21 protein-coding genes are annotated in these 23,733 nt (G+C 61.1%); 10 read left to right on the top strand and 11 right to left on the bottom strand.

What is annotated here, in order from left to right:
• Window positions 1-43: 43 nt before the first annotated feature.
• On the bottom strand, window positions 44-691 hold the full coding sequence (locus HBO23_RS15550) for a TetR/AcrR family transcriptional regulator (protein WP_170037467.1): 648 nt from the start codon (window positions 689-691) through the stop codon (window positions 44-46).
• Window positions 692-850: 159 nt separating this feature from the next.
• On the opposite strand from HBO23_RS15550, the gene ggt reads away from it, so the two are divergent.
• A complete protein-coding gene (ggt, locus tag HBO23_RS15545; protein WP_170037464.1) occupies window positions 851-2,575 on the top strand; it encodes a gamma-glutamyltransferase in 1,725 nt (574 codons plus the stop codon).
• A gap of 36 nt (window positions 2,576-2,611) precedes the next feature.
• On the opposite strand, the gene HBO23_RS15540 is transcribed toward ggt, so the two are convergent.
• From HBO23_RS15540 to HBO23_RS15530, 3 genes are all read right to left on the bottom strand, one after another.
• A complete protein-coding gene (locus HBO23_RS15540) occupies window positions 2,612-3,133 on the bottom strand; it encodes an AAA family ATPase (RefSeq protein WP_017138826.1) in 522 nt (173 codons plus the stop codon).
• Window positions 3,130-3,693, bottom strand: a complete 564-nt coding sequence (pnuC, locus tag HBO23_RS15535) for a nicotinamide riboside transporter PnuC (RefSeq protein ID WP_017138825.1) — start codon at window positions 3,691-3,693, stop codon at window positions 3,130-3,132. The genes HBO23_RS15540 and pnuC overlap by 4 nt, the downstream gene beginning before the upstream one ends.
• 175 nt (window positions 3,694-3,868) lie before the next feature.
• The gene (locus HBO23_RS15530) at window positions 3,869-5,503 is read right to left on the bottom strand and encodes a methyl-accepting chemotaxis protein (protein ID WP_170037461.1); all 1,635 of its coding nucleotides are present in this window, start codon (window positions 5,501-5,503) and stop codon (window positions 3,869-3,871) included.
• A 224-nt stretch (window positions 5,504-5,727) separates the two neighbouring features.
• Between HBO23_RS15530 and HBO23_RS15525 the strand changes: the two genes are divergently transcribed.
• From HBO23_RS15525 to HBO23_RS15515, 3 genes are all read left to right on the top strand, one after another.
• Window positions 5,728-6,558 (top strand): undecaprenyl-diphosphate phosphatase, encoded by an 831-nt coding sequence (locus HBO23_RS15525; protein ID WP_170037458.1) that lies wholly within the window; start codon window positions 5,728-5,730, stop codon window positions 6,556-6,558.
• Window positions 6,555-6,938, top strand: a complete 384-nt coding sequence (locus tag HBO23_RS15520; RefSeq protein ID WP_170037455.1) for a DUF1294 domain-containing protein — start codon at window positions 6,555-6,557, stop codon at window positions 6,936-6,938. The genes HBO23_RS15525 and HBO23_RS15520 overlap by 4 nt, the downstream gene beginning before the upstream one ends.
• 121 nt (window positions 6,939-7,059) lie before the next feature.
• Window positions 7,060-8,346, top strand: a complete 1,287-nt coding sequence (locus HBO23_RS15515) for an amidase (protein WP_170037452.1) — start codon at window positions 7,060-7,062, stop codon at window positions 8,344-8,346.
• Between the two features lie 4 nt (window positions 8,347-8,350).
• On the opposite strand, the gene HBO23_RS15510 is transcribed toward HBO23_RS15515, so the two are convergent.
• The 3 genes from HBO23_RS15510 to HBO23_RS15500 form a co-directional block, all read right to left on the bottom strand.
• Window positions 8,351-8,704: an MmcQ/YjbR family DNA-binding protein gene (locus HBO23_RS15510; protein ID WP_017138820.1), complete on the bottom strand. Its 354-nt coding sequence runs from the start codon at window positions 8,702-8,704 to the stop codon at window positions 8,351-8,353.
• Window positions 8,701-9,609, bottom strand: a complete 909-nt coding sequence (locus HBO23_RS15505) for a LysR substrate-binding domain-containing protein (protein ID WP_017138819.1) — start codon at window positions 9,607-9,609, stop codon at window positions 8,701-8,703. The genes HBO23_RS15510 and HBO23_RS15505 overlap by 4 nt, the downstream gene beginning before the upstream one ends.
• Window positions 9,610-9,721: 112 nt before the next feature.
• Window positions 9,722-11,101, bottom strand: coding sequence for an NAD-dependent succinate-semialdehyde dehydrogenase (locus HBO23_RS15500; RefSeq protein ID WP_170037449.1), 1,380 nt, complete (start codon window positions 11,099-11,101; stop codon window positions 9,722-9,724).
• Window positions 11,102-11,258: 157 nt separating this feature from the next.
• Between HBO23_RS15500 and HBO23_RS15495 the strand changes: the two genes are divergently transcribed.
• The 3 genes from HBO23_RS15495 to HBO23_RS15485 all read left to right on the top strand — a co-directional run bounded on the left by HBO23_RS15495 (window position 11,259) and on the right by HBO23_RS15485 (window position 14,205).
• Window positions 11,259-12,185: an AraC family transcriptional regulator gene (locus HBO23_RS15495; RefSeq protein WP_017138817.1), complete on the top strand. Its 927-nt coding sequence runs from the start codon at window positions 11,259-11,261 to the stop codon at window positions 12,183-12,185.
• A 129-nt stretch (window positions 12,186-12,314) separates the two neighbouring features.
• Window positions 12,315-12,926: an FMN-dependent NADH-azoreductase gene (locus HBO23_RS15490; RefSeq protein ID WP_017138816.1), complete on the top strand. Its 612-nt coding sequence runs from the start codon at window positions 12,315-12,317 to the stop codon at window positions 12,924-12,926.
• Between the two features lie 241 nt (window positions 12,927-13,167).
• Entirely contained in the window at window positions 13,168-14,205 is a 1,038-nt protein-coding gene (locus tag HBO23_RS15485) for a dienelactone hydrolase (protein WP_017138815.1), read from the top strand.
• Here the strand turns inward: HBO23_RS15485 and HBO23_RS15480 are convergent.
• From HBO23_RS15480 to HBO23_RS15470, 3 genes are all read right to left on the bottom strand, one after another.
• Window positions 14,199-15,374, bottom strand: a complete 1,176-nt coding sequence (locus HBO23_RS15480; RefSeq protein WP_170037446.1) for an MFS transporter — start codon at window positions 15,372-15,374, stop codon at window positions 14,199-14,201. The two genes, HBO23_RS15485 and HBO23_RS15480, sit on opposite strands and share 7 nt — an antisense overlap.
• A 304-nt stretch (window positions 15,375-15,678) precedes the next feature.
• Window positions 15,679-17,265 carry an ABC-F family ATPase gene (locus tag HBO23_RS15475; protein WP_074854431.1) on the bottom strand — a complete coding sequence of 529 codons (1,587 nt, stop codon included), beginning with the start codon at window positions 17,263-17,265 and terminating at the stop codon, window positions 15,679-15,681.
• Window positions 17,266-17,407: 142 nt separating this feature from the next.
• Window positions 17,408-18,646: an MFS transporter gene (locus HBO23_RS15470; protein WP_170037754.1), complete on the bottom strand. Its 1,239-nt coding sequence runs from the start codon at window positions 18,644-18,646 to the stop codon at window positions 17,408-17,410.
• Between the two features lie 154 nt (window positions 18,647-18,800).
• On the opposite strand from HBO23_RS15470, the gene HBO23_RS15465 reads away from it, so the two are divergent.
• The gene (locus tag HBO23_RS15465; RefSeq protein WP_017138811.1) at window positions 18,801-19,613 is read left to right on the top strand and encodes a class I SAM-dependent methyltransferase; all 813 of its coding nucleotides are present in this window, start codon (window positions 18,801-18,803) and stop codon (window positions 19,611-19,613) included.
• A 141-nt stretch (window positions 19,614-19,754) separates the two neighbouring features.
• Here HBO23_RS15465 and HBO23_RS15460 read toward each other — a convergent pair whose 3' ends face one another.
• On the bottom strand, window positions 19,755-20,141 hold the full coding sequence (locus HBO23_RS15460; protein ID WP_017138810.1) for a TIGR03067 domain-containing protein: 387 nt from the start codon (window positions 20,139-20,141) through the stop codon (window positions 19,755-19,757).
• A gap of 363 nt (window positions 20,142-20,504) precedes the next feature.
• Between HBO23_RS15460 and lpxO the strand changes: the two genes are divergently transcribed.
• Together lpxO and HBO23_RS34060 are read left to right on the top strand one after the other, a co-directional pair.
• On the top strand, window positions 20,505-21,404 hold the full coding sequence (gene lpxO / locus HBO23_RS15455) for a lipid A hydroxylase LpxO (protein WP_017138809.1): 900 nt from the start codon (window positions 20,505-20,507) through the stop codon (window positions 21,402-21,404).
• 323 nt (window positions 21,405-21,727) lie between these two features.
• On the top strand, window positions 21,728-23,722 hold the full coding sequence (locus tag HBO23_RS34060; RefSeq protein ID WP_026013822.1) for an aminotransferase class I/II-fold pyridoxal phosphate-dependent enzyme: 1,995 nt from the start codon (window positions 21,728-21,730) through the stop codon (window positions 23,720-23,722).
• The last annotated feature ends 11 nt before the right edge of the window (window positions 23,723-23,733 follow it).

Below are 23,733 nucleotides of genomic sequence, written 5' to 3'. Positions count from 1 at the left end.
TGGCCATCGCAGGCAAGCCAGCTCCCACAGGATGAGCCGGTTGCTACAGTGGAATCGGCGTTACACCACGCAGCACCAAGTCACTGATAAACCCCAGCCAATCCTGCTGATGCTCCTTATCCCCCAAGTCTTCACCCAGGAACGAACTGAGCGTGTGGCGGTTGGAGTTGTAGAAGTAGCAGAGCGAGGCAATCATCAAATACACGTGCTTGAGGTCGAGGTCCTGGCGAAACACACCTTGGGCCTGGCCGGCTTCGATGATCGGGCGCAACACGCCAACCGCTTCGCCCGACAGCCTGCGCATTTCGCCGGACTGCTGGGCATGCTTGCCCTGGTGCAGATTCTCGATGCTCAGGATCGCCACGAACTCGGGGTGCTTGACGTAGTAGCTCCAGATAAATGCCACCCGTTCACGCAAGGCTTGCACGGGGTCTCCCAGGTCCAGCTTGAGTTTGCTTTCGGCTTTATTGAACTGTTCATAGACATGTTCCAGCACACAGACGAACAGGTGTTCCTTGCTGCCGAAATAGTAATAAAGCATGCGGTCGTTGGAGTCGGCGGCCTTGGAAATAGTGTCGACGCGCCCACCGGAATAGCCGTCGCGAGTGAACACCTTGACTGCCGCCTGCAAGATACGCGCACGTGTCTGGTCGGCCTGTTGCGCTCGAATTCCGGTCTTCTTGATCGCCATCACAAAGCGCCTTGCCGCCAGTCTGGGCGCGAAATATAGCATGGGCTTTTTCGTGCCCGTTCTATGACCGACAAGTTCTGTAATAAAAACGCCATTGCGCTGGGGATTGGATCCTAGTCGGGCTATTTTGGTGCACCTCAATAAATAGAGTAGCCATGGATGAAATACCAACCCTTCAGCCGTACCCTGATTGCCACTGCGCTGGTGTTGACGGTCAACGGCGTGCAAGCCGCCTCACAGGCCCCGGTGGCCGGTGAAAACGGCATGGTGGTGACCGCCCAGCATTTGGCCACTCATGTTGGCGTGGATGTACTCAAGGCCGGCGGCAACGCGGTGGATGCGGCGGTTGCCGTGGGCTATGCGCTGGCCGTGGTGTACCCGGCAGCGGGCAACCTCGGTGGCGGCGGCTTTATGACCGTGCAGCTGGCAGATGGGCGCAAGACTTTCCTGGACTTCCGTGAAAAAGCCCCGCTGGCGGCCACTGCCGACATGTACCTGGACAAAGACGGCAAGGTGATCGACGGCCTCAGCGCCAAGGGCCACTTGGCCGTCGGCGTACCCGGCACCGTGTCCGGCATGGAAACCGCGCTGAACAAATACGGCACCCTCAAGCGCGCCCAGGTGATTGCGCCGGCGATCAAACTGGCCGAAAACGGCTTTGAACTGGAGCAGGGCGATATCGACCTGCTGCACACCGCCACCGGCGAGTTCGAAAAAGACAAAGACCTGCGCGGGATCTTCCTGCACAACGGCCAACCGATGCAGGTCGGCCAGAAACTGGTGCAGAAAGACCTGGCCAAGACCCTCAAGGAAATCTCCGCCAAGGGCACCGACGGCTTTTATAAAGGCTGGGTGGCCAAGGCGCTGGTGGATTCCAGCCAGGCCGGCAAGGGCATCATCACCCAGGCCGACCTCGACAAATACAAGACCCGCGAACTGGCGCCCATCGAGTGCGATTACCGTGGCTACCACGTGGTCTCGGCACCGCCGCCAAGCTCCGGCGGTGTGGTGATCTGCCAGATCATGAACATCCTCGAAGGTTACCCGATGGCCGACCTCGGCTATCACTCGGCCCAAGGCCTGCACTACCAGATCGAAGCGATGCGTCACGCTTACGTGGACCGTAACAGCTACCTGGGTGACCCGGATTTCGTCAAGAACCCTATCGCGCACCTGTTGGACAAGGACTACGCCGCCAAGCTGCGTGCCGCCATTGAGCCGCAGAAGGCGGGTGATTCCCAGGCGATCAAGCCGGGTGTGTCGCCCCATGAAGGCAACAACACCACGCACTATTCGATCGTCGACAAGTGGGGTAACGCGGTGTCCGTGACCTACACCCTCAACGACTGGTTCGGTGCCGGCGTGATGGCGAGCAAGACCGGGGTGATCCTCAACGATGAAATGGACGACTTCACCGTCAAGGTCGGTGTGCCGAACATGTACGGGCTGGTGCAGGGCGAAGCCAACGCCATCGCACCGGGCAAGGCGCCGCTGTCGTCGATGAGCCCGACCATCGTCACCAAGGATGGCAAGGCGGTGATGGTGGTCGGTACGCCGGGCGGCAGCCGGATCATCACCGCGACCTTGCTGACCATCCTCAATGTCATCGACTACAAGATGAACATCCAGGAAGCCGTGGACGCGCCACGCTTCCACCAGCAGTGGATGCCTGAAACCACCAACCTGGAAACCTTCGCGGTAAGCCCTGACACCCAGAAGATTCTGGAAAGCTGGGGCCACAAGTTTGCCGGCCCCCAGGATGCCAACCACTTGGCGGCGATCCTGGTGGGCGCGCCTTCGCTGGGCGGCAAGCCGGTGGGCAACAACCGTTTCTACGGGGCTAACGACCCACGCCGCAATACCGGATTGTCGCTCGGTTACTGAGGCGGGAGGTATTTATACAGGTGGTGCCTGGCACGGCTAGGCGAGCAGTTGCTCGACCGCCTCAAAGGCTATGGCGCGGCGTGCTTCCCAGTCGCCACGAATCACCAGGGCGGGTTGCTGATGCTGTTCGATCCAGTCCAGGCTGCCCTGGAAAAACACCCGGCGATCCGCCAGTTCCGGCTGGCAGCGCTGGCCGTCGGCGCTCCATTCCACGTCCTCGGGGGACAGCAACAGGTGCAGGTCGTAATGGCGGGCCAGCAACTCATCATCCAGCCACGCCGGGTAATCACCGAACAGGGTCTGGCTCCAGAGTTTGTTGGTCAGCAGGTGGGTGTCGAGGATCAGCAGGCGAGGCTGCTCGGCGCGCGCAGCGTCTTCCCAGGCCAGTTGGCCACGGGCGATGGCCGGGATGTCCGCCAGGGTAGTGTCGCGCTGGTAATGGTCGATGAAGTAGCGCACGTATTCACCCACCATCAACCCACCGAAACGGGCGTGCAGTTGCGCGGCCAGCCAGCTTTTGCCGCTGGATTCGGGGCCGGCCAGTACCACCACTTTCATGCGTGCAACGCCGGGTCGGCGCGCCATTCACGCCAGCCTTGTACGGCGATCGCGGTGAACAGTGCATACAGCGCGGCGGTAAGGTAGAGGCCTTTGTAGAGGAACAGGCCGACGAAGATCACGTCCACGGCGATCCACAGCGGCCAGCATTGCACGCGTTTTTGCGCCATCCACATTTGCGCCACCAGGCTGAAACCGGTGAGTGCGGCGTCGAGCCAGGGTTGCGCGGCATCGGTCCAGTGGGCCATGGCGGCGCCGAGCAGGCCACTGAACACGGCACCGACGGTGAGGCTGACCATGATCGCGGACCAGCCCAGGCTGGTGACCTGGCGACCCTGCGCGACCTCACCGGCGCGGGTCCACTGCCACCAGCCGTAGAGTTGCAGGGCGGCGTAGACCACTTGCAGGAGCATGTCGGAATAGAGTTTTACGTCGAAGAACACCCAGGTGTAGAGCAGCACCATCACCAGGCCGATGGGCCAGCACCAGGGGTTTTGCTTGACCGTCAGCCAGACAGCGATCACCCCCAGGGCGGCGGCGAACAATTCAAGCCCGGACATGGCGGTTCCTTGGGAGAGTGGGTGAGGGCGGTGATTGTAACCAAGATGGTGGGACGGAGGAATGCTCGTTCCCACGCTCTGCGTGGGAATGCATCCCCAGACGCTCCGCGTCAGGCCTGGACGCAGAGCGTCCGTGGCGGCGTTCCCACGCGGAGCGTGGGAACGAGCATGAGTGCTAGATCTTGAACTGGCGCAACAACCCTCCAAGCTGCTCACTCAACCCACGCAAATGCGCGCTCGCCACACTGGACTGCTCCGCCGCCAGCGCCGTGCTGTGGGACAAACCCGCCGCCTGGGTGACGTTCTGGTTGATATCCTCCACCACGTGCGCCTGTTGCAAGGTCGCGCTGGCGATCGAGGCATTCAGCCCATTGAGGTTGCGCAACGCCTGGCCAATGGCGGTGAGGCTCGCACCTGCCTGGCCAGCTTGTTCAATGGTCAGTTGCGAGGCACTGTGGCTGTCGCTGATCACTTTGACCGCCGCTTCCGAATGCCCTTGCAGGCGCTCAATCATCACCTGGATTTCGGCGGTGGATTTCTGCGTGCGCTGGGCCAACAGCCGCACTTCATCGGCGACCACGGCAAACCCGCGACCCTGTTCACCGGCACGCGCCGCCTCGATGGCGGCGTTGAGGGCCAACAAGTTGGTCTGGTCGGCAATCGAACGGATCACTTCCAGCACACCACCAATCTGTGTGCTTTCACTGGACAGCGTGCGGATCACCTCCACGGCCTGGCTGATGGTGCTGGAGAGCTGGTCGATCTGTTGCAGGCTGCCGTCGATATTCACCTGGCCCTGCTGCGCCTGGGCCTGGGCGTCGCGCATTTCGCTGGCGGCATGCTCGGCATTTTTTGCCACGTCCTGCACGCCATAGGTCACTTCGTTGATCGCGGTAGCCACCAGCTCCATCTGCTGGGATTGTTGCTGGCTACGGTCGTGGGCCTGGCTGGCATTGGTGCCCAGTTCCGTGGAAGATTGGCCCAGCGCGTTGGCACACTCCTGTAACTGGCCGACCACCTGGCGCAGCTTGGCGGTAAAGCTATTGAAGTGCTGCGACAATTGAGTGACCTCGTCGCGCCCGTGGGTGTCGAGGGTGCGGGTCAGGTCGCTTTCGCCGCTGGCAATATTGCCCATGGCATTCACTGCCGCCTGCAATGGATGCACAATGCTGCGCGCGATCAGGATCACCAACAGCGCCATCAGCAGCGCAATGCCCAGGCCGATCAACGAGGCTTTCCACACCTGGCCGGTGAATTCGGCCTGCACATCGTCCACGTACACGCCCGAGCCGATAATCCAGCCCCACGGCTCGAACAGTTGGATATACGAGGTCTTCTCCACCGGCGCGTCGGCGCCCGGTTTGGGCCAGCGATAGTTGACGATGCCGGCGCCCTTGGCCTTGGCCAGGATCACAAATTCATTGAACACCGCAAAACCGTCCGGGTCGCGGATGGCCGAGAGGTTCTGGCCGTCGAGCTTGGGGTTGGCCGCGTGCATGATCATCACGGGCGTCAGGTCGTTGATCCAGAAGTAATCATCGTGGTCGTAGCGCAAGCCACGGACTGCGCTGAGGGCTTGCTGTTGCGCGGCCTCGCGGGTGAGAACGCCGGTTTTTTCAAGGTTCTGGTAGTAAGCCAGCACGCCGCTGGCGGTTTGCACCACGTGCTGGGTCTGCTGGCGTTTGGCCTGGTAGAGGTCGCCATGGATCTGCTTTAGCATCAACAGCCCCAAGGTTAGCAGCATCAACACGGCGACTATCAGGATCAGCCAAAGACGGCGGCTGATCGACATGCTGCGCAAACTGTTCATCGTCCTGTCACTCCGTGCTTTTTATAATTGTGTGCTGCATCGACAATTCCAGCTTGTCTGATAGGCTTTCGGCCTGTAATCGAAAAACCTGAGTACTCCCTGATTTTTCACGAAATTTTTGCGCACGGCTGGTGAAAATCCGCAGCGCATCACGATTGCACGTGGTCAGTGAACATTAAAAAGACAGACAAGGCATGCCGCAGCGCATGACCTTTGGGGGATACATGGATTTTTGGACCGCCATACAGGCATTGATTCTTGGCGTGGTGGAGGGGCTGACCGAGTTCCTGCCGATCTCCAGCACCGGGCACCAGATTATCGTCGCCGACTTGATCGGCTTCGGCGGAGAACGCTTTGAAGCGTTCAACATCATTATTCAACTGGGCGCGATCCTCGCGGTGGTCTGGGAGTTTCGGCGCAAGATCCTCGACGTGGTGATCGGCTTGCCGACCCAGAGCAACGCCCAGCGCTTTACCGTCAACCTGATCATCGCAGTGCTGCCGGCGGTGGTGTTGGGGGTGATTTTTGCCGACCTGATCAAGCATTACCTGTTTAACCCGATCACGGTGGCCACCGCGCTGGTGGTGGGCGGGGTGATCATGCTGTGGGCCGAGCGCCGCCAACATGCAGTGCACGCTGAAACGGTGGATGAGATCACCTGGAAAGACGCGCTCAAGGTCGGTGTGGCCCAGTGCCTGGCAATGATTCCAGGCACTTCGCGCTCCGGCGCGACCATTATCGGCGGCCTGTTGTTCGGCCTGTCGCGCAAGACCGCCACCGAGTTCTCGTTCTTCCTGGCCATGCCGACCATGGTCGGCGCGGCGGTGTATTCGGGCTACAAGTACCGTCACCTGTTCCAGCCCGATGACGTGCCGGTGTTTGCCATCGGCTTTGTCACCTCGTTCATCTTCGCGATGATTGCGGTCAAGGCGTTGCTCAAGTTCATCGCCAGCCACAGTTACGCGGCGTTTGCCTGGTATCGGATTGCGTTTGGCCTGGTGATCCTGGCGACCTGGCAGTTTGGCTGGATCGACTGGACGGCGGTCAAGCCATGAGCATTCAACACCCGCGCTTGAAGGCGTTCATCTTTGTTTTGCTATGCGCCGCGCCGCTGACTGGCGCGGCACTGTTGTGGCATCGCGGCGAGACGCTGATCCCGCTGGCCGCCTATGGCGTGGTCAGCGTGGTGGCGTTTTTCCTGTACTGGGGCGACAAACGCAAGGCCCAAGCCGAAGGCCCGCGCGTGCGCGAAAATATCCTGCATGCCGTGGAGCTGGCGGGCGGTTGGCCGGGGGCGCTGATTGCCCAGCAGGTGTTTCGCCACAAGACGCGCAAGGTGTCGTATCAGGTGCTGTTCTGGGTGATTGTGTTGCTGCACCAAGTGTTCTGGCTGGACCAGTTGCTCCTGGGCGGCACGCTGCTCTCGGTTTTATAGTGTTGAGGCGTCTGGGATATTTCCTACGCGATTGCGGGAGGCAACTTACCCAGACGGCCCTGTAAACCGGCAACAGGCTCGCGTTATGCTTCGGGCACTTGAGCGCACGGGGCCCACACGAATGTCTTTTTCAGATTCATTGCTCCATCATTCGGCAACTGAGCTTGCAGCGCTGATTCAACAGCGCAAGTTTACTTCCACCGCTATCGTCAGCTTTTACCTTGCGCGTATCGAGGCGCTCAACCCCTCGGTCAACGCGCTGGTGCAGGTCTGTGCCGATACGGCGTTGGCCGATGCCTGGGCGGTTGATCGCGCTATCGCCCAAGGCGAGTATGGCGGCGTGTTGCAGGGCGTTCCCTTCACGGTCAAAGATGTTTTCGATACCCGTGGGGTGGTGTCGGCAGCGGGTCTGGTTGATCGGGCTCATTATTGTCCTCAGCACGATGCTGTTGCAGTGACGCGCATGAAAGCGGCCGGCGCCATTCTTTTGGGTAAAAGCAACTGCCCGCCGGGCGGTGGCGGTGGAGTGACCGATAACCCGGTCTACGGCGCTACCCGTAACCCGCATGCGCTGTCCCATGGCCCCGGCGGCAGCAGCGGTGGCGAAGCTGCTGCGGTGGCTGCCGGCCTTTCGCCGCTGGGGCTGGGCAGCGATTCGGGTGGCAGCCTGCGCATACCGGCGCATTTTTGCGGGGTCAGTACCTTGAAGCCCACCACGGGCCGGGTGCCCAACACCGGGGTTTTCGATCACCCGGGTGGGTTGAGTGATAGCCGCAGCCAGATCGGCCCGATGGCCCGGCATGTCGAAGACCTGGACCTGGTGTTCCGGGTGATCGCCGGTGAGGATGGGCACGATTGTGGGGTGATTCCAATGCCGCTGCCGGATATGCCTCCACAGGCACTGAATGGTTTGCGCGTCGCCTGGTACAGCGAGGGCGGCATCGAACCGGTAGACACATGTACCCAGGTCACGCTGCAGGTGGCTGCCGACTTGCTGGCAGGTGCGGGCGCCGTGGTCCGTCAGGCGTTCCCTTCGGCATTACGTAATGCTCGCGATATTACCGAGCGCTACTGGGCAATGGGCAAAGGCTCCGGGGCACAGGCGATACAGTTGCTCTCGGATTGGGATCAGTTTCGCAGTGCCATGCTGGGGTTCATGGCGGACTACGACATTATCCTGTGCCCGGTTGACGCGGCCTCGGCGCCGCTGCTGGGCACCGCCCGGCCAGGGTTGTTCAGCCATACGCTGCCATACAGCCTGGCCGGCTGGCCCTGTGTGGTGGTGCGCGCCGGTACTGCTGACTCGGGTTTGCCGGTGGGTGTACAGATCGTTGCACGGCCCTGGCACGAGCATTTGGCGCTGGGGGCGGCGATGGCCATTGAGCGCGCACTGCCGTTTGCGCGTTGAACCATCAATCCAGCTTCAGTCCCACCTGCGCGCGCTTGGGCAATTTGCTTACCACCAACTGGTGCGAGCGCTGCAACAGGCCACGCAGTTCCTCGGCGCCCAGCGGGTAGGGCGTGTTCATGATCACCCACTGCGCCCGCGCCAGGTACGGCGCGGGGTGGATGCCAGGGCGGTCCACATGGCCGAGGAACAGCTCCTTGTCGACCTTGAACGCCAGCGAGTCACCGCGCAGGTTCTGCAGGGCGAACATCTTGTTGCCGGCAATCGAGAACACGCGCACGCCGCCCCATTTGTAGTCTTCCCGCGCGCCGGGCAGGCCCAGGCAGAATGCCGCGACTTGTGCTTCGCTCATCTTCATAGCAAACGGTCTCCGCAACCCTTGAAGGCTTCTTCCAGATAGTCGATCCAGGCCCGAATCGCCGGTAACACGCCACGGCGGTGCGGGTAGACCGCCTGCAACCAGCCGCCCGGCGAAGACCATTGCGGCAGCAACTGCACCAATTGGCCGCTGGCCAGCTCCTCTTCGCAATACATCATTGGCAGCAGGGTAAAGCCCAGGCCCTGCAAGGCGCAGGCTTTGCGCACGATAAAGTCGTCGATGCCCAGGCGCGCTTCCATGGATAGGTTTTCGGTATTGCCCTGCGGGTCGATCAACCGCAAGTGCACCAGGCGATCGGCCTCAAGCGCAGCGAGTACCGGCAATTGCTTGAGATCGTCCGGGGTGTTGATTTGGCGGCCTTGCAGGAACTGCGGGCTGGCCACCAAGACTGTCTGGGCCTGGCGCAGGCGCTTGGTCACCAGCAACGGGTCTTCATCGCCCAACTCGCGCACGCGCAGGGCCACATCGATACCTTCGGCCACCAGGTCGACGCGTCGGTTGACCAGGGTCATCTCCAGCTGCACCAGTGGGTGAGCGGCGAGAAAGCCGGCAACGATGCCTGGCAACATGTGCTGCGCCATGCCCACCGGACAACTCACGCGCAGGCGCCCGCGGGGTTCGCTGGACATGCTGGCCACGGCCTCGTCGGCCATTTCCGCTTCCAGCAGCATCGCCTGGCAATGGCGCAGGTAGCGCTCGCCGACGGCAGTGAGGGTCAATTGCCGCGTGGTGCGTTGCAACAGGCGGGCGCCAAGGCGTTCTTCCAGTTCAGCGATGCGCCGCGACAGCCGTGACTTGGGAATCCCCAGCAGCCGGCCGGCCGCCGCAAAGCCGCCGGCTTCGACGACTTTGGCGAAGTAGTAGAGGTCGTTGAGGTCTTGCATGGTCAACCTATTGTCCTGTCAGTGGGACGAACTATCCGCGTGTGGCGTGCGCAAATCCAGCCTAAAAAAAGCCAGCACCTTGCAGGCACTGGCTTTTGGAGGGTGAGAGGGCTTAGAACTGCGCCCCCGCCATCAACACATACTTCACGTGCACGTACTCCTCGATCCCGTAATAGCTGCCTTCACGCCCATAGCCGGACTGCTTGATGCCACCAAACGGGACCGACGCCGTGCCCACAGAACCCGAGTTGAGGATCACCATGCCGGCCTCCAGTTGACGTGACAGGCGCAACGACCGGCCCAGCGCGCTGGTGTAGGCATAGGCCACCAGGCCGAACTCGGTCTGGTTAGCGCGGGCGATGACTTCTTCTTCGTCCTTGAACGAGTAGACGGCGAACACGGGGCCGAAGATCTCCTCGGTCGCCAGCGGTGAATCGTCCTGCAAGCCGGTCAATACGGTCGGTTCATAGAACAGCCCGCCCTTGGCGTGGGGTTTGCCGCCCATCAGCACCTTGGCGCCCGCCGCCTTGGCGTCCTCGACCAGACGCACGACTTTGTCAAAACCCAGTTGATTGACCAGCGGCCCGACCACAAAGCCTTCGCGCAGGCCCTGGTCCACTTCGATGTTGGCGACGGCAGCCTTCATGCGTTCGATAAAGTCTTCGAGAATGCTGTGCTGCACAAAGATCCGGTTCGGCGAGATGCACACCTGGCCCGAGTTGCGCAGTTTGGCGCCGACCAGTCCTTTTACCGCTTCATCCAGGTTGGCGTCCTCAAACACAATAAACGGCGCATTGCCGCCCAGCTCCAGGGTCATCTTCTTGATAGTCGCTGCGCACTGCGCTGCGAGCAATTTGCCCACACCGGTGGAGCCGGTGAACGAGATCTTGCGGATACGTGGGTCGCCAGTGAGGATCAGGCCGATCTCCTTGGGATCACCCACCACCACTTCAAGCACACCGGCTTCGATACCGGCCTTGCGTGCGTAGTCCAGCAGCTTGAGGGCGGTGAGCGGTGTGTCTTCGGCGGGCTTTATCACCATGGTGCAGCCGGCGGCCAGGGCCGTGGCGACTTTGCGGGTGATCATCATGAACGGGAAGTTCCACGGCGTAATGGCCGCTACGGGGCCGATGGCTTCTTTGGTCACCATGACATTGGCATTGCGGTCGTGGGTGGGAATGGTGTCGCCGTAGACGCGTTTGGCCTCTTCGGCGTACCACTCGATAAAGCCCAAACCGTAGTCGATTTCACCTCGGGCTTCGCTCAGGCACTTGCCGTTTTCGCGGCACAGCAGTTCGGCGAAGGCCTCCTTGTCCGCCTTAACGCTGTCGTGCCAGCGGCGCAGAATGTCGCTGCGCTCCTTGGCGAGTTTGCCGGACCATTCGGGGAAGGCGGCGCAGGTGCGGTCAACGGCGGCCTTGACCTGGGCTGAGGTGTGCTTGGTCACACGGCCGATTTCTTCGCCAGTGGCAGGGTTGTAGACGATAAGCATGGGCAAACTCCGAAGGCTGAAAGTGCTGTTTCAGGCTACGGAACACTGCGGTTTGAGCGAATATCCATTCCAATGTGCTGATTGCCTATTCCTATGAGTGCATAGCCATACCGGTGTTTGCGCAGTACCGTGCTGTTTTCGCCAGGAGCCATGCGCCATGGGCCGCACCCAAAAAATCATCGAGCTGATGGGGCGCTTGGCGCCTGTCGAAGGCTATAACCTGAGCGCTCTGGAGGATGTGCGTTTCCTGCGCTCAAATCGGCCGCTGCACCGGGTGTCGGTGCTGTACGACCCCGGCATCGTGATCGTCTGCCAGGGGCGCAAGCGCGGTTACCTGGGTGAAGAGATTTACCTGTACGACGCCCAGCATTACCTGGTGGTGTCGGTGCCGGTGCCGTTCACCATGGAAACCGAGGCCAGCGAAGCAGAGCCGATGCTGGCGGTGTACTTGCGCCTGGATTTCACCCTCGCCGCCGAATTGATGTTGGCGCTGGATGCGTTTCCCGAATTGCTCGAAGCCAAGCCGCGCGGCATGTATTCCTCGCCCATGGACGACAAACTCAGTGAGTCGCTGCTGCGGTTTCTCGAAGCCATGAGTGCGCCGATGGAGGCACAGGTTCTCGGCCCCGCGCTGATGCGCGAGATCTACTACCGCATCCTTACAGGCGAGCAGGGCGGTTCGATGCGCGCCGCGCTTAACCGCCAAGGCCAGTTCGGCAAGGTGGCACGCGCAATCCGCAAGATTCATGGGGACTACCACCAGCACCTGGACGTGGAAGCGTTGGCGCGCGAGGCGATGATGAGCGTGCCGAGTTTTCATGCGCACTTTCGCACGGTCACCGACACCTCGCCGATGCAATACCTCAAGTCCACGCGCCTGCACCAGGCGCGTTTGCTGATGCTGCGCAACGACATCACTGCCGCCACGGCGTGTGCTCAGGTGGGCTATGAAAGCGCCTCGCAGTTCAGCCGAGAGTTCAAGCGCTTGTTCGGGCGTACGCCCCAGGAGGAGATTCAGTGGATGAAACGCACCTATGCGCTGCCGGCGCCCTCGTCGACGTCTATTTATGTGTCGTCGCACTGAGTTGGCGAGCTGATTGTCCTGCTGGCAGGACGAACAATCACATTTGTGCCGTCTAATCGACTATTGGGTTCATGTGTAGGATTAACTTCATTCGATCGCCCAGCCGCGATCCTCACTTGGAGAACCCGCATGAAACTGTTGCATATCGATTCCAGCATCCTCGGCGACAACTCGGCTTCGCGTCAGCTCAGCGCTGGTGTGGTCAAGGCCTGGCAAGCGGCTGAGCCAGGTGTGGAAGTGACCTATCGTGACTTGGCTGCCGAAGGCATCAGCCACTTTTCCGGCCTGACCCTGGGCGCCCTGGGCACCGCTGCCGAATTGCGCGACGCCGTACAAAAACACGAGGCCGAACTGAGCGCTACGTCCCTGGCTGAATTCATCGCCGCCGACGCTGTAGTCATCGGTGCGCCGATGTACAACTTCTCGGTGCCGTCCCAGCTCAAGGCCTGGATCGACCGTATTGCCGTGGCCGGCCAAACCTTCCGTTACACCGAAGCCGGCCCTGAAGGCCTGTGCGGCGGCAAGAAGCTGATCATTGTTTCCACCGCTGGCGGTCTGCATGCGGGCCAGGCGAGCAATGTGGGGCACGAGGATTACTTGAAACTGGTGTTTGGCTTCCTCGGCATCACTGATATCGAATTTGTCCGCGCCCAAGGCCTGGCGTACGGTGAAGAAGTTCGCAGCAAGGCCTTGAGCGACGCCAACGTAGTGATCAACGAACAATTGTTCGCCGCCGCGTAAGGCTTGTGTAAAGTTCGCCTCTGTTCGGTTCCAATCTGAACCGGGGCGCCTAAACTCTGTATTCTGATCGCCTGAACGCGACCGGAGTACGGAGTTTTTTCGTTTACCCGCTGTCATTACTTTGGCCCAGGTTATGCACGCATGGGTTTATCACCCGGAGCGAGTGCCTTGGCCCATGGACTTTTCAAACCGACATGCCGCGGGTGTTGAACGTGGTCGCGCAGCAAAGGTGGACATCCCCATGATGCGTCTTTGTGCTGTTTTGGTTCTTTCCCTGCTCGGTGGCCTGATTTCAGTGCACGCCGCCCCGGCGCCGCACCCGCATTGGAGTGTGGGCTTTCATCGCATGAGTTTTCTCGACCCGCTGGATCAGCAGCCGATGAACGCCATCGCGTTCTATCCGTCCACCGATGACGAGCATTCCACGCAGTTGGGGCCCTACCACGTGGCTGCCACCCAGGATTCCAAAGTGGCCATCGGGCGTTTCCCGATGCTGATGTTGTCCCACGGCAACACCGGTACACCGCTGGCGCTGCACGACCTGGCCACTTCCCTGGCGCGCAAGGGGTTTGTAGTGGTAGCCGTGCTGCATCCCGGCGACAACTACAAGGATCACAGCCGCCTGGGCACGGTGAGCAACTTGTACGGGCGGCCGATTCAGATTTCCGCAGCCATTACCGCGACCCTGGGCGACACGATGCTGTCGCCGTTCGTCAATGTCGACCAAGTGGGGGTTATCGGTTATTCCGCCGGCGGCGAAACCGCGCTGATCCTGGCCGGTGCCAAGCCGGATTTCGACCGCCTGCGCCGCTATTGCCAGGAGCGCCCGGAAGACCGCGACGCCTGCACCACCAAAGGTGAGCTGGTGGTCGACCGTGAAGACCTGCAGCCGCAAGCCGACCCGCGTATTCACGCCTTGATGCTGATGGCGCCGTTGAGCCTGATGTTTGGCCGCCACACGTTGGCCGATGTGCACGTGCCGGTGCTGCTCTACAGTGGCGACGGCGACAAGCTGGTGGCCGTGGACAAGAACGCCGCTGCCCTGGCGCGCAAACTGCCGCAGCCGCCGGATTTCAAACTATTGGCCGGGGCCGGGCACTTTGTGTTCATGGCGCCGTGTGACAGCGACCAACTGCTGGCCATGCCGGCGATTTGCACGGATGCCGACGGTGTCGACCGCGAAGGCATCCACCGCGACCTGATCTCGGAGGCGGGGCGCTTCTTCGTGCATACCCTGGGTCAGTCGACCCGCGCCGGTTTGCAGACCGCTGATCAGTAAGCGCGGCGCTTGAGCTGCACGGTCAGGCACAGGGCCGTGACCGACAGCAGCGCGGCGCAGAAGAAGATCCAGCCATAGCCGAGGTTCAGTGCCACGGCGCCCATCAATGGCCCGGCAATCGCCAGGGCCAGATCAAAAAACACCGCATACGCACTCAGCCCCGCCCCCCGGCTGCTGTTGGGCACTTGCTTGATGGCCTCCACGCCGAGCGCCGGGTACACCAGCGACAAACCGAAGCCGGTCAGCCCGGCGCCGATCAGCGCCACACCGGTGGAGGGCGCCAGCCACAACAGGGTCAGGCCGACGGTCTCGATGGTCATGCAGGCAATCGCCGCGCTGAACCCGCCGAAGCGGCTGATGGCGGAGATAAACACCAGGCGCGACAAGATAAAACACACGCCAAACACCGTCAGGCAGTACGCCGCACCGACCCAGCCACGGTTGAGGTAATACAGGGTGATAAAGGTGGTCAGCGTGCCGTAGCCGATAGACGCCAGGCACAGGCTGGCGCCAAACGGCGCGATGCGCCCGAACACCGACCAGAACGGCAGCCGCTCGCCACGCACCACCGGCACCGACGGTTTATTGCGGATCAACACCAGGCCCAAGGCGGCCAACACGGACAGCGCGATGCCCAGGCTGGTGTAGCCATAATCGGCCACCATCACCACGCCCAGCGGCGCGCCAATCGCGATGGCGCCGTAGGACGCGATGCCATTCCAGGAGATCGAGCGCGCCGTGTGTTCGGCACCGACCGCGCCCATGCACCAGCTGATGGTGCCAACGCCGATCAGGCCTTGGGCCACGCCGAGCAACAACCTGCCGACGATCAACACCCCAAGGCTCACGGCGGGGATGCTTTCAAGCAAGGTTGCGATAAGTGTCAGCACGCCACTGACCAGGATGCCGGCCAAACCCAACACAATGGCGCGTTTGGTGCCGACGTTATCCGACATGCGCCCAGCCATCGGGCGGCTGAGCAGGGTGGCCAGGTATTGCGAGCCGATGGTGACCCCGGCGACTACGGCGCTGAAGCCCAGTTGTTCATGCACATAGCCTGGGATCACCGCAATCGGCAGGCCGATGCAGATAAACGCGATAAAGGTGTAGAAGACAATGGAGACGATCTGCAGGGTGATCGACAGGGAGCTGGGGGCGGCGGCAGGCATGGTCACTCATTCGCGGGCGGGCGGTGAGGGCATGATGGCAAGGGCGTGGGGGAAAAGGAAGCTGGCTAACGGGTTTTGCTGAAGAGGCCCGTCATCATAAGCCGCTCTATTGTGGTGAACAGGCTCGATGTGGCGAGCAGGCTTGCCCTGCGCTGGGCTGCGCAGCGGCCCTAAAACCAAACACCGCGTTTTGCCTGGCAGAACGCGGTGTTTTTTATTGGGGCTGCTTCGCAGCCCAGCGCAGGGCAAGCCTGCTCGCCACAGCAAGCGGGTTCGCCACAGCAAGCCGGCTAGCCGCGGGTGCTTAGAACACCACGCCTTGGCTGCGCAGGTAGTCGTCATAGGTGCCGCTGAAGTCGATCACGCCGGTGGCGCTCAACTCGATGATGCGGGTGGCCAGGGACGATACGAACTCACGGTCGTGGCTGACGAAGATCAGCGTGCCCGGGTAGTTTTCCAGCGCCAGGTTCAGCGCTTCAATGGATTCCATGTCCAAGTGGTTGGTGGGTTCGTCCATGATCAGCACGTTCGGCTTTTGCAGGATCAGCTTGCCGAACAGCATGCGGCCTTGCTCACCACCGGAAATCACCTTCACCGACTTCTGGATCTCGTCGTTGGAGAACAGCATGCGGCCCAGGGTGCCACGGATCATCTGCTCGCCTTGGGTCCACTGGCCCATCCAGTCGAACAGGGTCACGTCGTCTTCGAAGTCATGGGCGTGGTCCTGGGCGTAGTAGCCCAGCTCTGCGGCGTCGGTCCACTTGATGCTGCCGGCGTCCGGGGTCAGTTCGTTGACCAGGGTGCGCAGCAGGGTGGTCTTGCCGATACCGTTCGGGCCGATGATCGCCACGCGCTCGCCGGCTTCAACCTGGAAGCTGAAGTCCTTGAACAGCGGCTTGCCGTCGAAGCCCTTGGCCATTTTTTCGACCATCACAGCCTGGCGGTGCAGCTTCTTGTTCTGCTCGAAACGGATGAACGGGCTCACACGGCTCGACGGCTTGACCTCGGCCAGCTGGATCTTGTCGATCGCCTTGGCGCGGGACGTGGCTTGCTTGGCTTTCGAGGCGTTGGCCGAGAAGCGGCTGACGAAGGATTGCAGTTCGGAGATCTGCGCCTTCTTCTTGGCGTTGTCCGACAGCAGCTGCTCGCGGGACTGGGTCGCCACGGTCATGTACTCGTCGTAGTTGCCCGGGAACAGGCGCAGCTCGCCGTAGTCCAGGTCAGCCATGTGGGTGCACACGCTGTTCAGGAAGTGACGGTCGTGAGAGATGATGATCATCAGGCTGGAACGCTGGGTCAGGATGTTTTCCAGCCAGCGGATGGTGTTGATGTCCAAGTGGTTGGTCGGTTCGTCGAGCAACAGCACTTCAGGATCGGAGAACAGCGCCTGGGCCAGCAATACGCGCAGTTTCCAGCCTGGCGAGACTTCGCTCATCGGGCCAAAGTGCTGCTCCAGCGGAATACCCAGGCCCAGCAGCAGTTCACCGGCGCGGGATTCGGCGGTGTAGCCGTCCATTTCGGCGAATTCGGTTTCGAGCTCGGCAACGGCCATGCCGTCTTCTTCGCTCATTTCCGGCAGCGAGTAGATGCGGTCACGCTCAGCCTTGACCCGCCACAGCTCTTCGTGGCCCATGATCACGGTGTCGAGTACGGTGAATTCTTCGTAGGCGAACTGGTCCTGGCGCAGTTTACCCAGGCGCACGTTTGGCTCCAGCATGACCTGGCCGCCGGACGGCTCGAGGTCGCCGCCGAGGATTTTCATGAAGGTCGACTTGCCGCAACCGTTGGCACCGATCAAACCATAACGGTTGCCGGCGCCGAATTTGACCGAGACGTTCTCGAAGAGCGGCTTGGCGCCGAACTGCATGGTGATGTTAGCTGTGGAGATCAATTACTTTACCTATCAATGAGTTGCGAGCGTGGCGGCAGGAGCCTTCAGGCATGCGTCAACAGCGACATCAAGGCGCGAAACCCGGTCGCTGAGCAGAAAATTTTGGCTGTGTGTTGGAATTTGGCGCGCATTGTCGCATATGTCAGGCGACAGTTGTATGGCAGGCGAACGATGGTTTCTCCAAGGTCTCCGGCATCGCCAGCCATAACAGCGCCAAGGCCACGGCCGCCACGCCTGCCAGGGTCAGGAATGCCGCGTTGTAGCCGGCCTGTTGCACCACGAAACCGGCCAGGCTGCTACTCAACGCCGCACCCAGGCCAAACACCGTGGACAGCGCGCCAAGGCTCACATTAAAACGCCCGGTGCCCTGGGTCAGGTCCTTGACGATCACCGGGAACAGCGCGCCAAAGATCCCCGCGCCGATGCCGTCGAGCATCTGTACCGCCACCAGCCAGTAAGGATCACTGGACAAGGTGTAGAGCACGCCGCGCAGTGGCAGGATCAGGAAACCTGCGAGCAGCAACGGTTTGCGCCCCCACACATCGGCCTTGAGCCCCACCAGCCAGGCCATCGGCACCATCACCAACTGCGCGGCGACGATGCACGCCGAGGTCAGCGGCGTAGCCATTTGCAAGTTGATCTGCGCAAGCTTCTGGCTGACCAACGGCAGCATCGCCGCATTGGCCAGGTGGAAGAGGGCGCAGCAGATGGCGAATACCAGCAGCGGCCGGTTGGCCAGCAGGACTTTCACACCGGACGGTTGTTCGTGATCGCTTTGGTGGGCCGGGTCAAAGCCCCTGGCGACTTCATGGTCAATCGCCTCGGCCGACACACAGCTCACGGCCACGATACTGGCCAGCGCCATAAAGGCCATCAAGTAAAACACCACCACCGGGCCGTACAGGTACGCCAGGCCGCCGGCCAGCAGCGCTGCCACAGCATTGCCGGCGTGGTTGAAGGTTTCGTTGCGCCCCGTTCGGCGGGTGAAGGCGCGTGGCCCGGTAATTCCGAGGGAAATGGCCGATATGGCCGGTGCAAACACCGAGGCGGCCACGGCACTGGCGGCCTGGGTCAAGGCCACCCAACTGAAGGCGCTGACAAATGGCAGCATCAGGCAACTGATGGTCACCAGGATGGCAGCCGCCGCAATCACCGCGCGCTTGCTGCGTGTGCGGTCGATCAGCGCGCCCGCCGGGCCTTGGGTGACCAGTGCGGCGATGCCCGCCAGGGTCATGACCACGCCGATGCTGGCCGGGTCCCATTTGTGCACGGCCAGCAGGTAAATCGCCAGGTAAGGCCCGAGGCCGTCGCGCACATCGGCCAGGAAAAAATTGAGGCTGTCCAGGGACAAGGTATTACGCAAGTCAGAGTGATTGGCCACGGCGTTGTCTTCGCAAAGGGTGTTCAGGGGCTGGACACTCATTGGGCTAGTGACCCGTGGGCCTGAACAGAAGTTTCGCTGCCGCTGAGGGTTTCATCTGACGGGCGTTTGGATTATTTTCCGTAGCCCGCTGAAATGACTCCCTGGAGACGCAATGGACATGCCCTCAGCCCAACAGGCAATCGCCGATAATAAGGCCGCCTGGGACGCCTCTGCCGCGCTGCACAAAGATACTGCGACCTGGAATACCTTGCTGCAATCAGTCGTTGAGCCGGCTTTTTCCTGCCTCGATCCCACCATCACCGCGTTGTTGCAAACTGTCGGCGTTGCCGGCAAGTCGGTGGTGCAAGTCGGCTGTAACAACGGGCGTGAAAGCCTGTCGCTGTTTGGCCTGGGCGCGCGCGAGGTGGTGGGTGTCGATCAATCGACAGCCTTTCTGGCGCAAGCTCGGGAGTTGGCTGATATTTCCCCGCATAACCCGCAATTCATCGAAGCCGATATCCATCACCTGCCTGAGCGTTTGCTTGGCCGGTTCGATATTGCCTTGGTGACGATTGGCGTACTCGGCTGGATGCCGGATGTGGCGCTGTTCATGCAGCACGTGGCCAGTACCCTCAAGCCCGGCGGCACCCTGGTGATCTACGAGACTCACCCTTTCCTGGAAGTCTTCGACCCTCAGGCCAGCAACCCGTTTTTGCCCGACAGCTCGTATTTTCAACGCGATCCGTTCGTGTTGCAGGCGTCAATTGTGTATGAAGGGCTGACAGAGGTGCCTGGGCCGACGTCCTACTGGTATGTGCATACCCTGGGCAGCGTCGTCACCGCGGCGATTGCGGCGCACTTGCAGATCGAGCATCTGCAGGAGTATCCGCACTCCAACCGCGAGGAGCTGTATGACCAGTACGAGCACCAGTCGGCCCAATTGCCGTTGTGTTTCACCCTGACGGCCATCAAGCGCGCTGTTTGAGCGGGTTTTTCGCGCACAAAAAAAGGCCCGCGAGAGAAGAGGCGGGCCAAGTGATTCACTGGAGTAGGTGGCCTTACGCTAAAGGCCAGGAAGTAAACACCGTGTGAAAAGCATGTCGGCGTTTCGGATGGCATGCGGTTTTCAGGTGCGGCGCACGAAGGCGCGCATGGTTTGCCCTGGCCCGGTGCTGAAGACCGTTGGGCGGGGCATGCCTTCATCCGCTGCGATAAACACAAAATTATCGCCTTCGAGGCGATAACTGGCGGGTAACGCTTTGCCGGCGTCATCGCCCATGGAATCTACCCAGGTAATACGTTTGGGCGTGGTGCTGCTGTCCAGGGAAAACCGGCCAGCCAGCAATACGTTGCCAGCGACGGTTCGGACTTCGAACTGATCACCCTCAATCGTGGTAATGGCGCCTGGCGCGCTGTGTGCGTCCGCAGGGTTGAGTACGCCGCTGTCTTCCAGGGAAGTCTGCTCCCAGGCGCCCTGAAGCGCGGTGAAGTCCGGGTCTGGTTGAAGTTTCATGCAAGTTCCTTTTGCTGGAGATTGATTGGCGCGATGATAACTGAAAGGGGATTGAACCTGGTTGGGTGCCGAGTTTTTTGTGGGTTGCCAGCGCAACCGCCTGCGCTGTAAATAGCCTCACTCTGGGCTTGCATCCAGGCAGGCGCACGTGAGTCCTACGCGTTGCGTAGACAGCTTTTCACAATTCTTAGTTAACCTTTGGTTACAAACTGTGGCTAAATAAAGGTCTAAGGCGTGGTTTAGGAAGTGACTCGTCCGGCCAGCCGCCACTATGTAATCGTGATTTCAGGTGCTGCTTATTTATCCTCGGCCGTTGTGGGCATGCAGGAGCAGCCTGTTCTCTTCTAACTTGTGACGAATCCCTTGAAACTCATCATTGTTGTTCTCTACGTTGCCTCCATTGCGTATGTTCACCTGCGTGGCAGAGTGCGACACAAGCTGGGTCGCCAGCTTAGCGATCACTCGACGTTCCTTGCGCCGATCAACTGTTTCCTCTACTTGTTTTCCAGGCAGCCAAGCCGTCCGTTTCTGTCGCCCAGCGACTTTCCGGACCTGAGCCCGCTGCAGGAGCACTGGGAGGAAATCCGCCAGGAAGGTCAGAACCTGATGCGCGCGGGCGAGATCAAGCGCTCGGACCAATACAATGACGTGGGTTTCAACTCGTTTTTCAAGTCGGGCTGGAAGCGCTTTTACCTTAAGTGGTACGGCGACAGTCACCCTTCGGCGATGAAGCTGTGCCCGCGTACCACTGAGCTGGTGCAAGGCATTGGCTCGATCAAGGCGGCGATGTTTGCCGAGCTGCCGCCGGGCTCCAAGCTGGTGCGCCACCGTGACCCGTATGCAGGCTCTTATCGTTACCACCTGGGCTTGGACACGCCGAACGATCCGGGTTGCTACATCAATGTGGATGGCGAGAGTTACTACTGGCGGGACGGTGAGCCGGTGATGTTTGACGAGACTTACATTCACTACGCGGAAAACACTACGCAGCAGAACCGCATCATTCTGTTCTGTGACATTGAGCGCCCGATGAAGTACCGCTGGGCGGCGGCGTTTAACCGTTGGTTCAGTCGTAATGTAATGGCGGCTGCGGGTTCGCCTAATGATGAGGGTGACAAGACCGGTGGTTTGAACCGCGCGTTTACGCGGTTGTACAAGATTCGTTTGCGTGGCAAGGAACTGAAAAAGCGTAATCGTGCGCGGTATTACCTGGAAAAATGGGCGATTTTCGCTGGGTTGGCGCTGATTTTTATCCTGATCTGATCTGATCTGCCTGCTGCTCCAAGTGTGGGAGCTGGCTCGACAAGCCAGCCCCCACATTTGATCGCGTGCAGCTCTGCTGTTGCCAAGGTGAACCGCCGTCAGGGCGCAACCCTTAGCCGCCGTTACCCCAATAACGGGTATGCACTCATCCGCCACACTCAAACTCCCCCCGCAAATGTTATTCACGACCTGTTCACTCGATAAACGACACCCCCTCAAACATACCCATTGAACGACTGTTCAGTTTGCACTATGTTGACCGCATCCACCCGTTTTCACACAACCGGGTTCGCGCTTTTTCTTCTTGAACGAGAGGCTCTGGCATGCGGTTTTCCCCCTTCGTCGAACGAATTGCAGGGCAGGGCGTCGCCGCCTGGGACATCCACCACGCCGCGTTCCAGGCTGCCAGCCAGGGCGAAGACATCATCATCCTCAGCGTCGGCGACCCCGATTTCGCCACGCCGGCCTTCATCACCGAAGCCGCAGTCAGCGCATTGCACAGCGGTGACACGCACTACACCGAAATCCCCGGCCGCGCCGCCCTGCGCGAGGCTGTGGCGGCGCGCTACAGCAAGACCCTGGCACGCTCACTAAACGCCGACAACGTGATCATCGTGCCCGGCGCACAGAACGCGTTGTTCATCAGTTCCCTGTGCCTGCTGCAAGCCGGTGATGAAGTGCTGGTGCTCGACCCGATGTACGTCACCTACGAAGCCACGCTCAAAGCCAGCGGCGCCACCCTGGTGCGCGTACCGTGCTCGCCGGAGTCCGGGTTTCGCCTGGATGCACAACGCCTGGCTGCCGCCATCACCCCGCGCAGCCGTGCCATCTTCTTCTCCAACCCCAATAACCCCACCGGCGTGGTGCTCAACCCGCAGGAACTGCAAGCGATAGCCGACCTGGCCACCGCCCACGACCTGTGGGTGGTGGTGGATGAGGTCTACGAAAGCCTGGTGTTTGACGGCCAATACCACAGCCTCGCCGCGTTACCCGGCATGGCCGAGCGCTGCATCGTGATTGGCAGCCTGTCCAAATCCCACGCCATGACCGGCTGGCGAACCGGCTGGTTGATCGCCTCGCCGGAAATGATCGCCCACGCCGAAACCCTGGTGCTGAGCATGCTCTACGGCCTGCCGGGTTTTGTGATGGAAGCCGCCACAGCAGCCGTGCTGGCCCATGACGAAGTGACGGTGGGCATGCGCGACATCTACCGGCGCCGCCGTGACCTGGTCGTGGCCGGCCTGAGTGCGTGCCCCGGCATCAAGGTACAAGCGCCGCAAGCCGGGATGTTTGTGCTGGTGGACGTGCGCGGCACGGGTTTGGGCTCATTGGATTTTGCCTGGCGCCTGTTCCGCGAGGCGGGTGTTTCGGTGCTGGATGCCGCGGCGTTTGGCGAGCCGGCGCAAGGGTTTGTGCGGCTGTCGTTCACCTTGGGCGAAGCACGCCTGGCCGAAGCCTGCCAGCGTATCGCCAGGTTCGTCGCCAAGCTTGCGGGCGAGCCGCGTGTGGCGCCGACGCCTGAGATCGACGTGCTGCCGCCTGTCGAAGCGCGCAAGATGATTGAGGTGATCGACCTGCACAAGCGCTTCGGCAATATCGAAGTGCTCAAAGGCATCTCGCTCACGGCCAACGAAGGTGAGGTGATTTCGCTGATCGGCGCCAGCGGCTCAGGCAAAAGCACCTTGCTGCGCTGCATCAACATGCTTGAAGTGCCCGACCAGGGCAGCATCCATGTCGACGGTGAAAGCATCAAGCTCAACTACGGCATGCCCGGCGCGCCGCTGGTGGCCGATGCCAAGCAATTGGTACGCATCCGCTCGACCCTGGGCATGGTGTTCCAGAACTTCAACCTGTGGCCGCACCGCACCGTCCTCGAAAACCTTATCGAAGCGCCCACCCAGGTGCTGCGCGAAAGCCGTGCCGAGGCCATCGAGCGCGCCGAAGCCTTGCTCGACCGCGTTGGCCTGGCCGCCAAACGCAATGAATTCCCGGCGTTCCTGTCCGGCGGCCAACAGCAGCGTGTGGCGATTGCCCGCGCGTTGGCCATGCGCCCCAAAGTCATGCTGTTCGACGAACCCACCTCAGCCCTCGACCCCGAACTGGTGGGCGAAGTGCTGCGTGTGATCCGCTCCCTGGCCGAAGAAGGCCGCACCATGATCCTGGTCACCCATGAAATGGCCTTCGCCCGGGATGTGTCCTCCAAAGTGGCTTTTCTGCACCAAGGCTTGATCGAAGAAACCGGCACGCCGGACGCGGTGTTCCTCGACCCACGCAGTGAGCGTTGCCGACAGTTCGTCAACGCGCATCAAACTCGCTAACTCCAGAAAAA

Origin of the sequence: Pseudomonas sp. WS 5532, from assembly GCF_012985445.1 — a bacterium.
GTDB lineage: Bacteria > Pseudomonadota > Gammaproteobacteria > Pseudomonadales > Pseudomonadaceae > Aquipseudomonas > Aquipseudomonas edaphica.
Note: the sequence above shows the minus strand (reverse complement) of the source record. Positions and strands in the feature narration are given on the sequence as shown.

Coding starts and splice junctions, on each gene's coding strand:
- HBO23_RS15550 (WP_170037467.1), bottom strand. CDS start 691: ATGGCGATCAAGAAGACCGGAATTCGAGCGCAACAGGCCGACCAGACA.
- ggt (WP_170037464.1), top strand. CDS start 851: ATGAAATACCAACCCTTCAGCCGTACCCTGATTGCCACTGCGCTGGTG.
- HBO23_RS15540 (WP_017138826.1), bottom strand. CDS start 3,133: ATGAAAGTGGTGGTACTGGCCGGCCCCGAATCCAGCGGCAAAAGCTGG.
- pnuC (WP_017138825.1), bottom strand. CDS start 3,693: ATGTCCGGGCTTGAATTGTTCGCCGCCGCCCTGGGGGTGATCGCTGTC.
- HBO23_RS15530 (WP_170037461.1), bottom strand. CDS start 5,503: ATGAACAGTTTGCGCAGCATGTCGATCAGCCGCCGTCTTTGGCTGATC.
- HBO23_RS15525 (WP_170037458.1), top strand. CDS start 5,728: ATGGATTTTTGGACCGCCATACAGGCATTGATTCTTGGCGTGGTGGAG.
- HBO23_RS15520 (WP_170037455.1), top strand. CDS start 6,555: ATGAGCATTCAACACCCGCGCTTGAAGGCGTTCATCTTTGTTTTGCTA.
- HBO23_RS15515 (WP_170037452.1), top strand. CDS start 7,060: ATGTCTTTTTCAGATTCATTGCTCCATCATTCGGCAACTGAGCTTGCA.
- HBO23_RS15510 (WP_017138820.1), bottom strand. CDS start 8,704: ATGAAGATGAGCGAAGCACAAGTCGCGGCATTCTGCCTGGGCCTGCCC.
- HBO23_RS15505 (WP_017138819.1), bottom strand. CDS start 9,609: ATGCAAGACCTCAACGACCTCTACTACTTCGCCAAAGTCGTCGAAGCC.
- HBO23_RS15500 (WP_170037449.1), bottom strand. CDS start 11,101: ATGCTTATCGTCTACAACCCTGCCACTGGCGAAGAAATCGGCCGTGTG.
- HBO23_RS15495 (WP_017138817.1), top strand. CDS start 11,259: ATGGGCCGCACCCAAAAAATCATCGAGCTGATGGGGCGCTTGGCGCCT.
- HBO23_RS15490 (WP_017138816.1), top strand. CDS start 12,315: ATGAAACTGTTGCATATCGATTCCAGCATCCTCGGCGACAACTCGGCT.
- HBO23_RS15485 (WP_017138815.1), top strand. CDS start 13,168: ATGATGCGTCTTTGTGCTGTTTTGGTTCTTTCCCTGCTCGGTGGCCTG.
- HBO23_RS15480 (WP_170037446.1), bottom strand. CDS start 15,374: ATGCCTGCCGCCGCCCCCAGCTCCCTGTCGATCACCCTGCAGATCGTC.
- HBO23_RS15465 (WP_017138811.1), top strand. CDS start 18,801: ATGGACATGCCCTCAGCCCAACAGGCAATCGCCGATAATAAGGCCGCC.
- HBO23_RS15460 (WP_017138810.1), bottom strand. CDS start 20,141: ATGAAACTTCAACCAGACCCGGACTTCACCGCGCTTCAGGGCGCCTGG.
- HBO23_RS34060 (WP_026013822.1), top strand. CDS start 21,728: ATGCGGTTTTCCCCCTTCGTCGAACGAATTGCAGGGCAGGGCGTCGCC.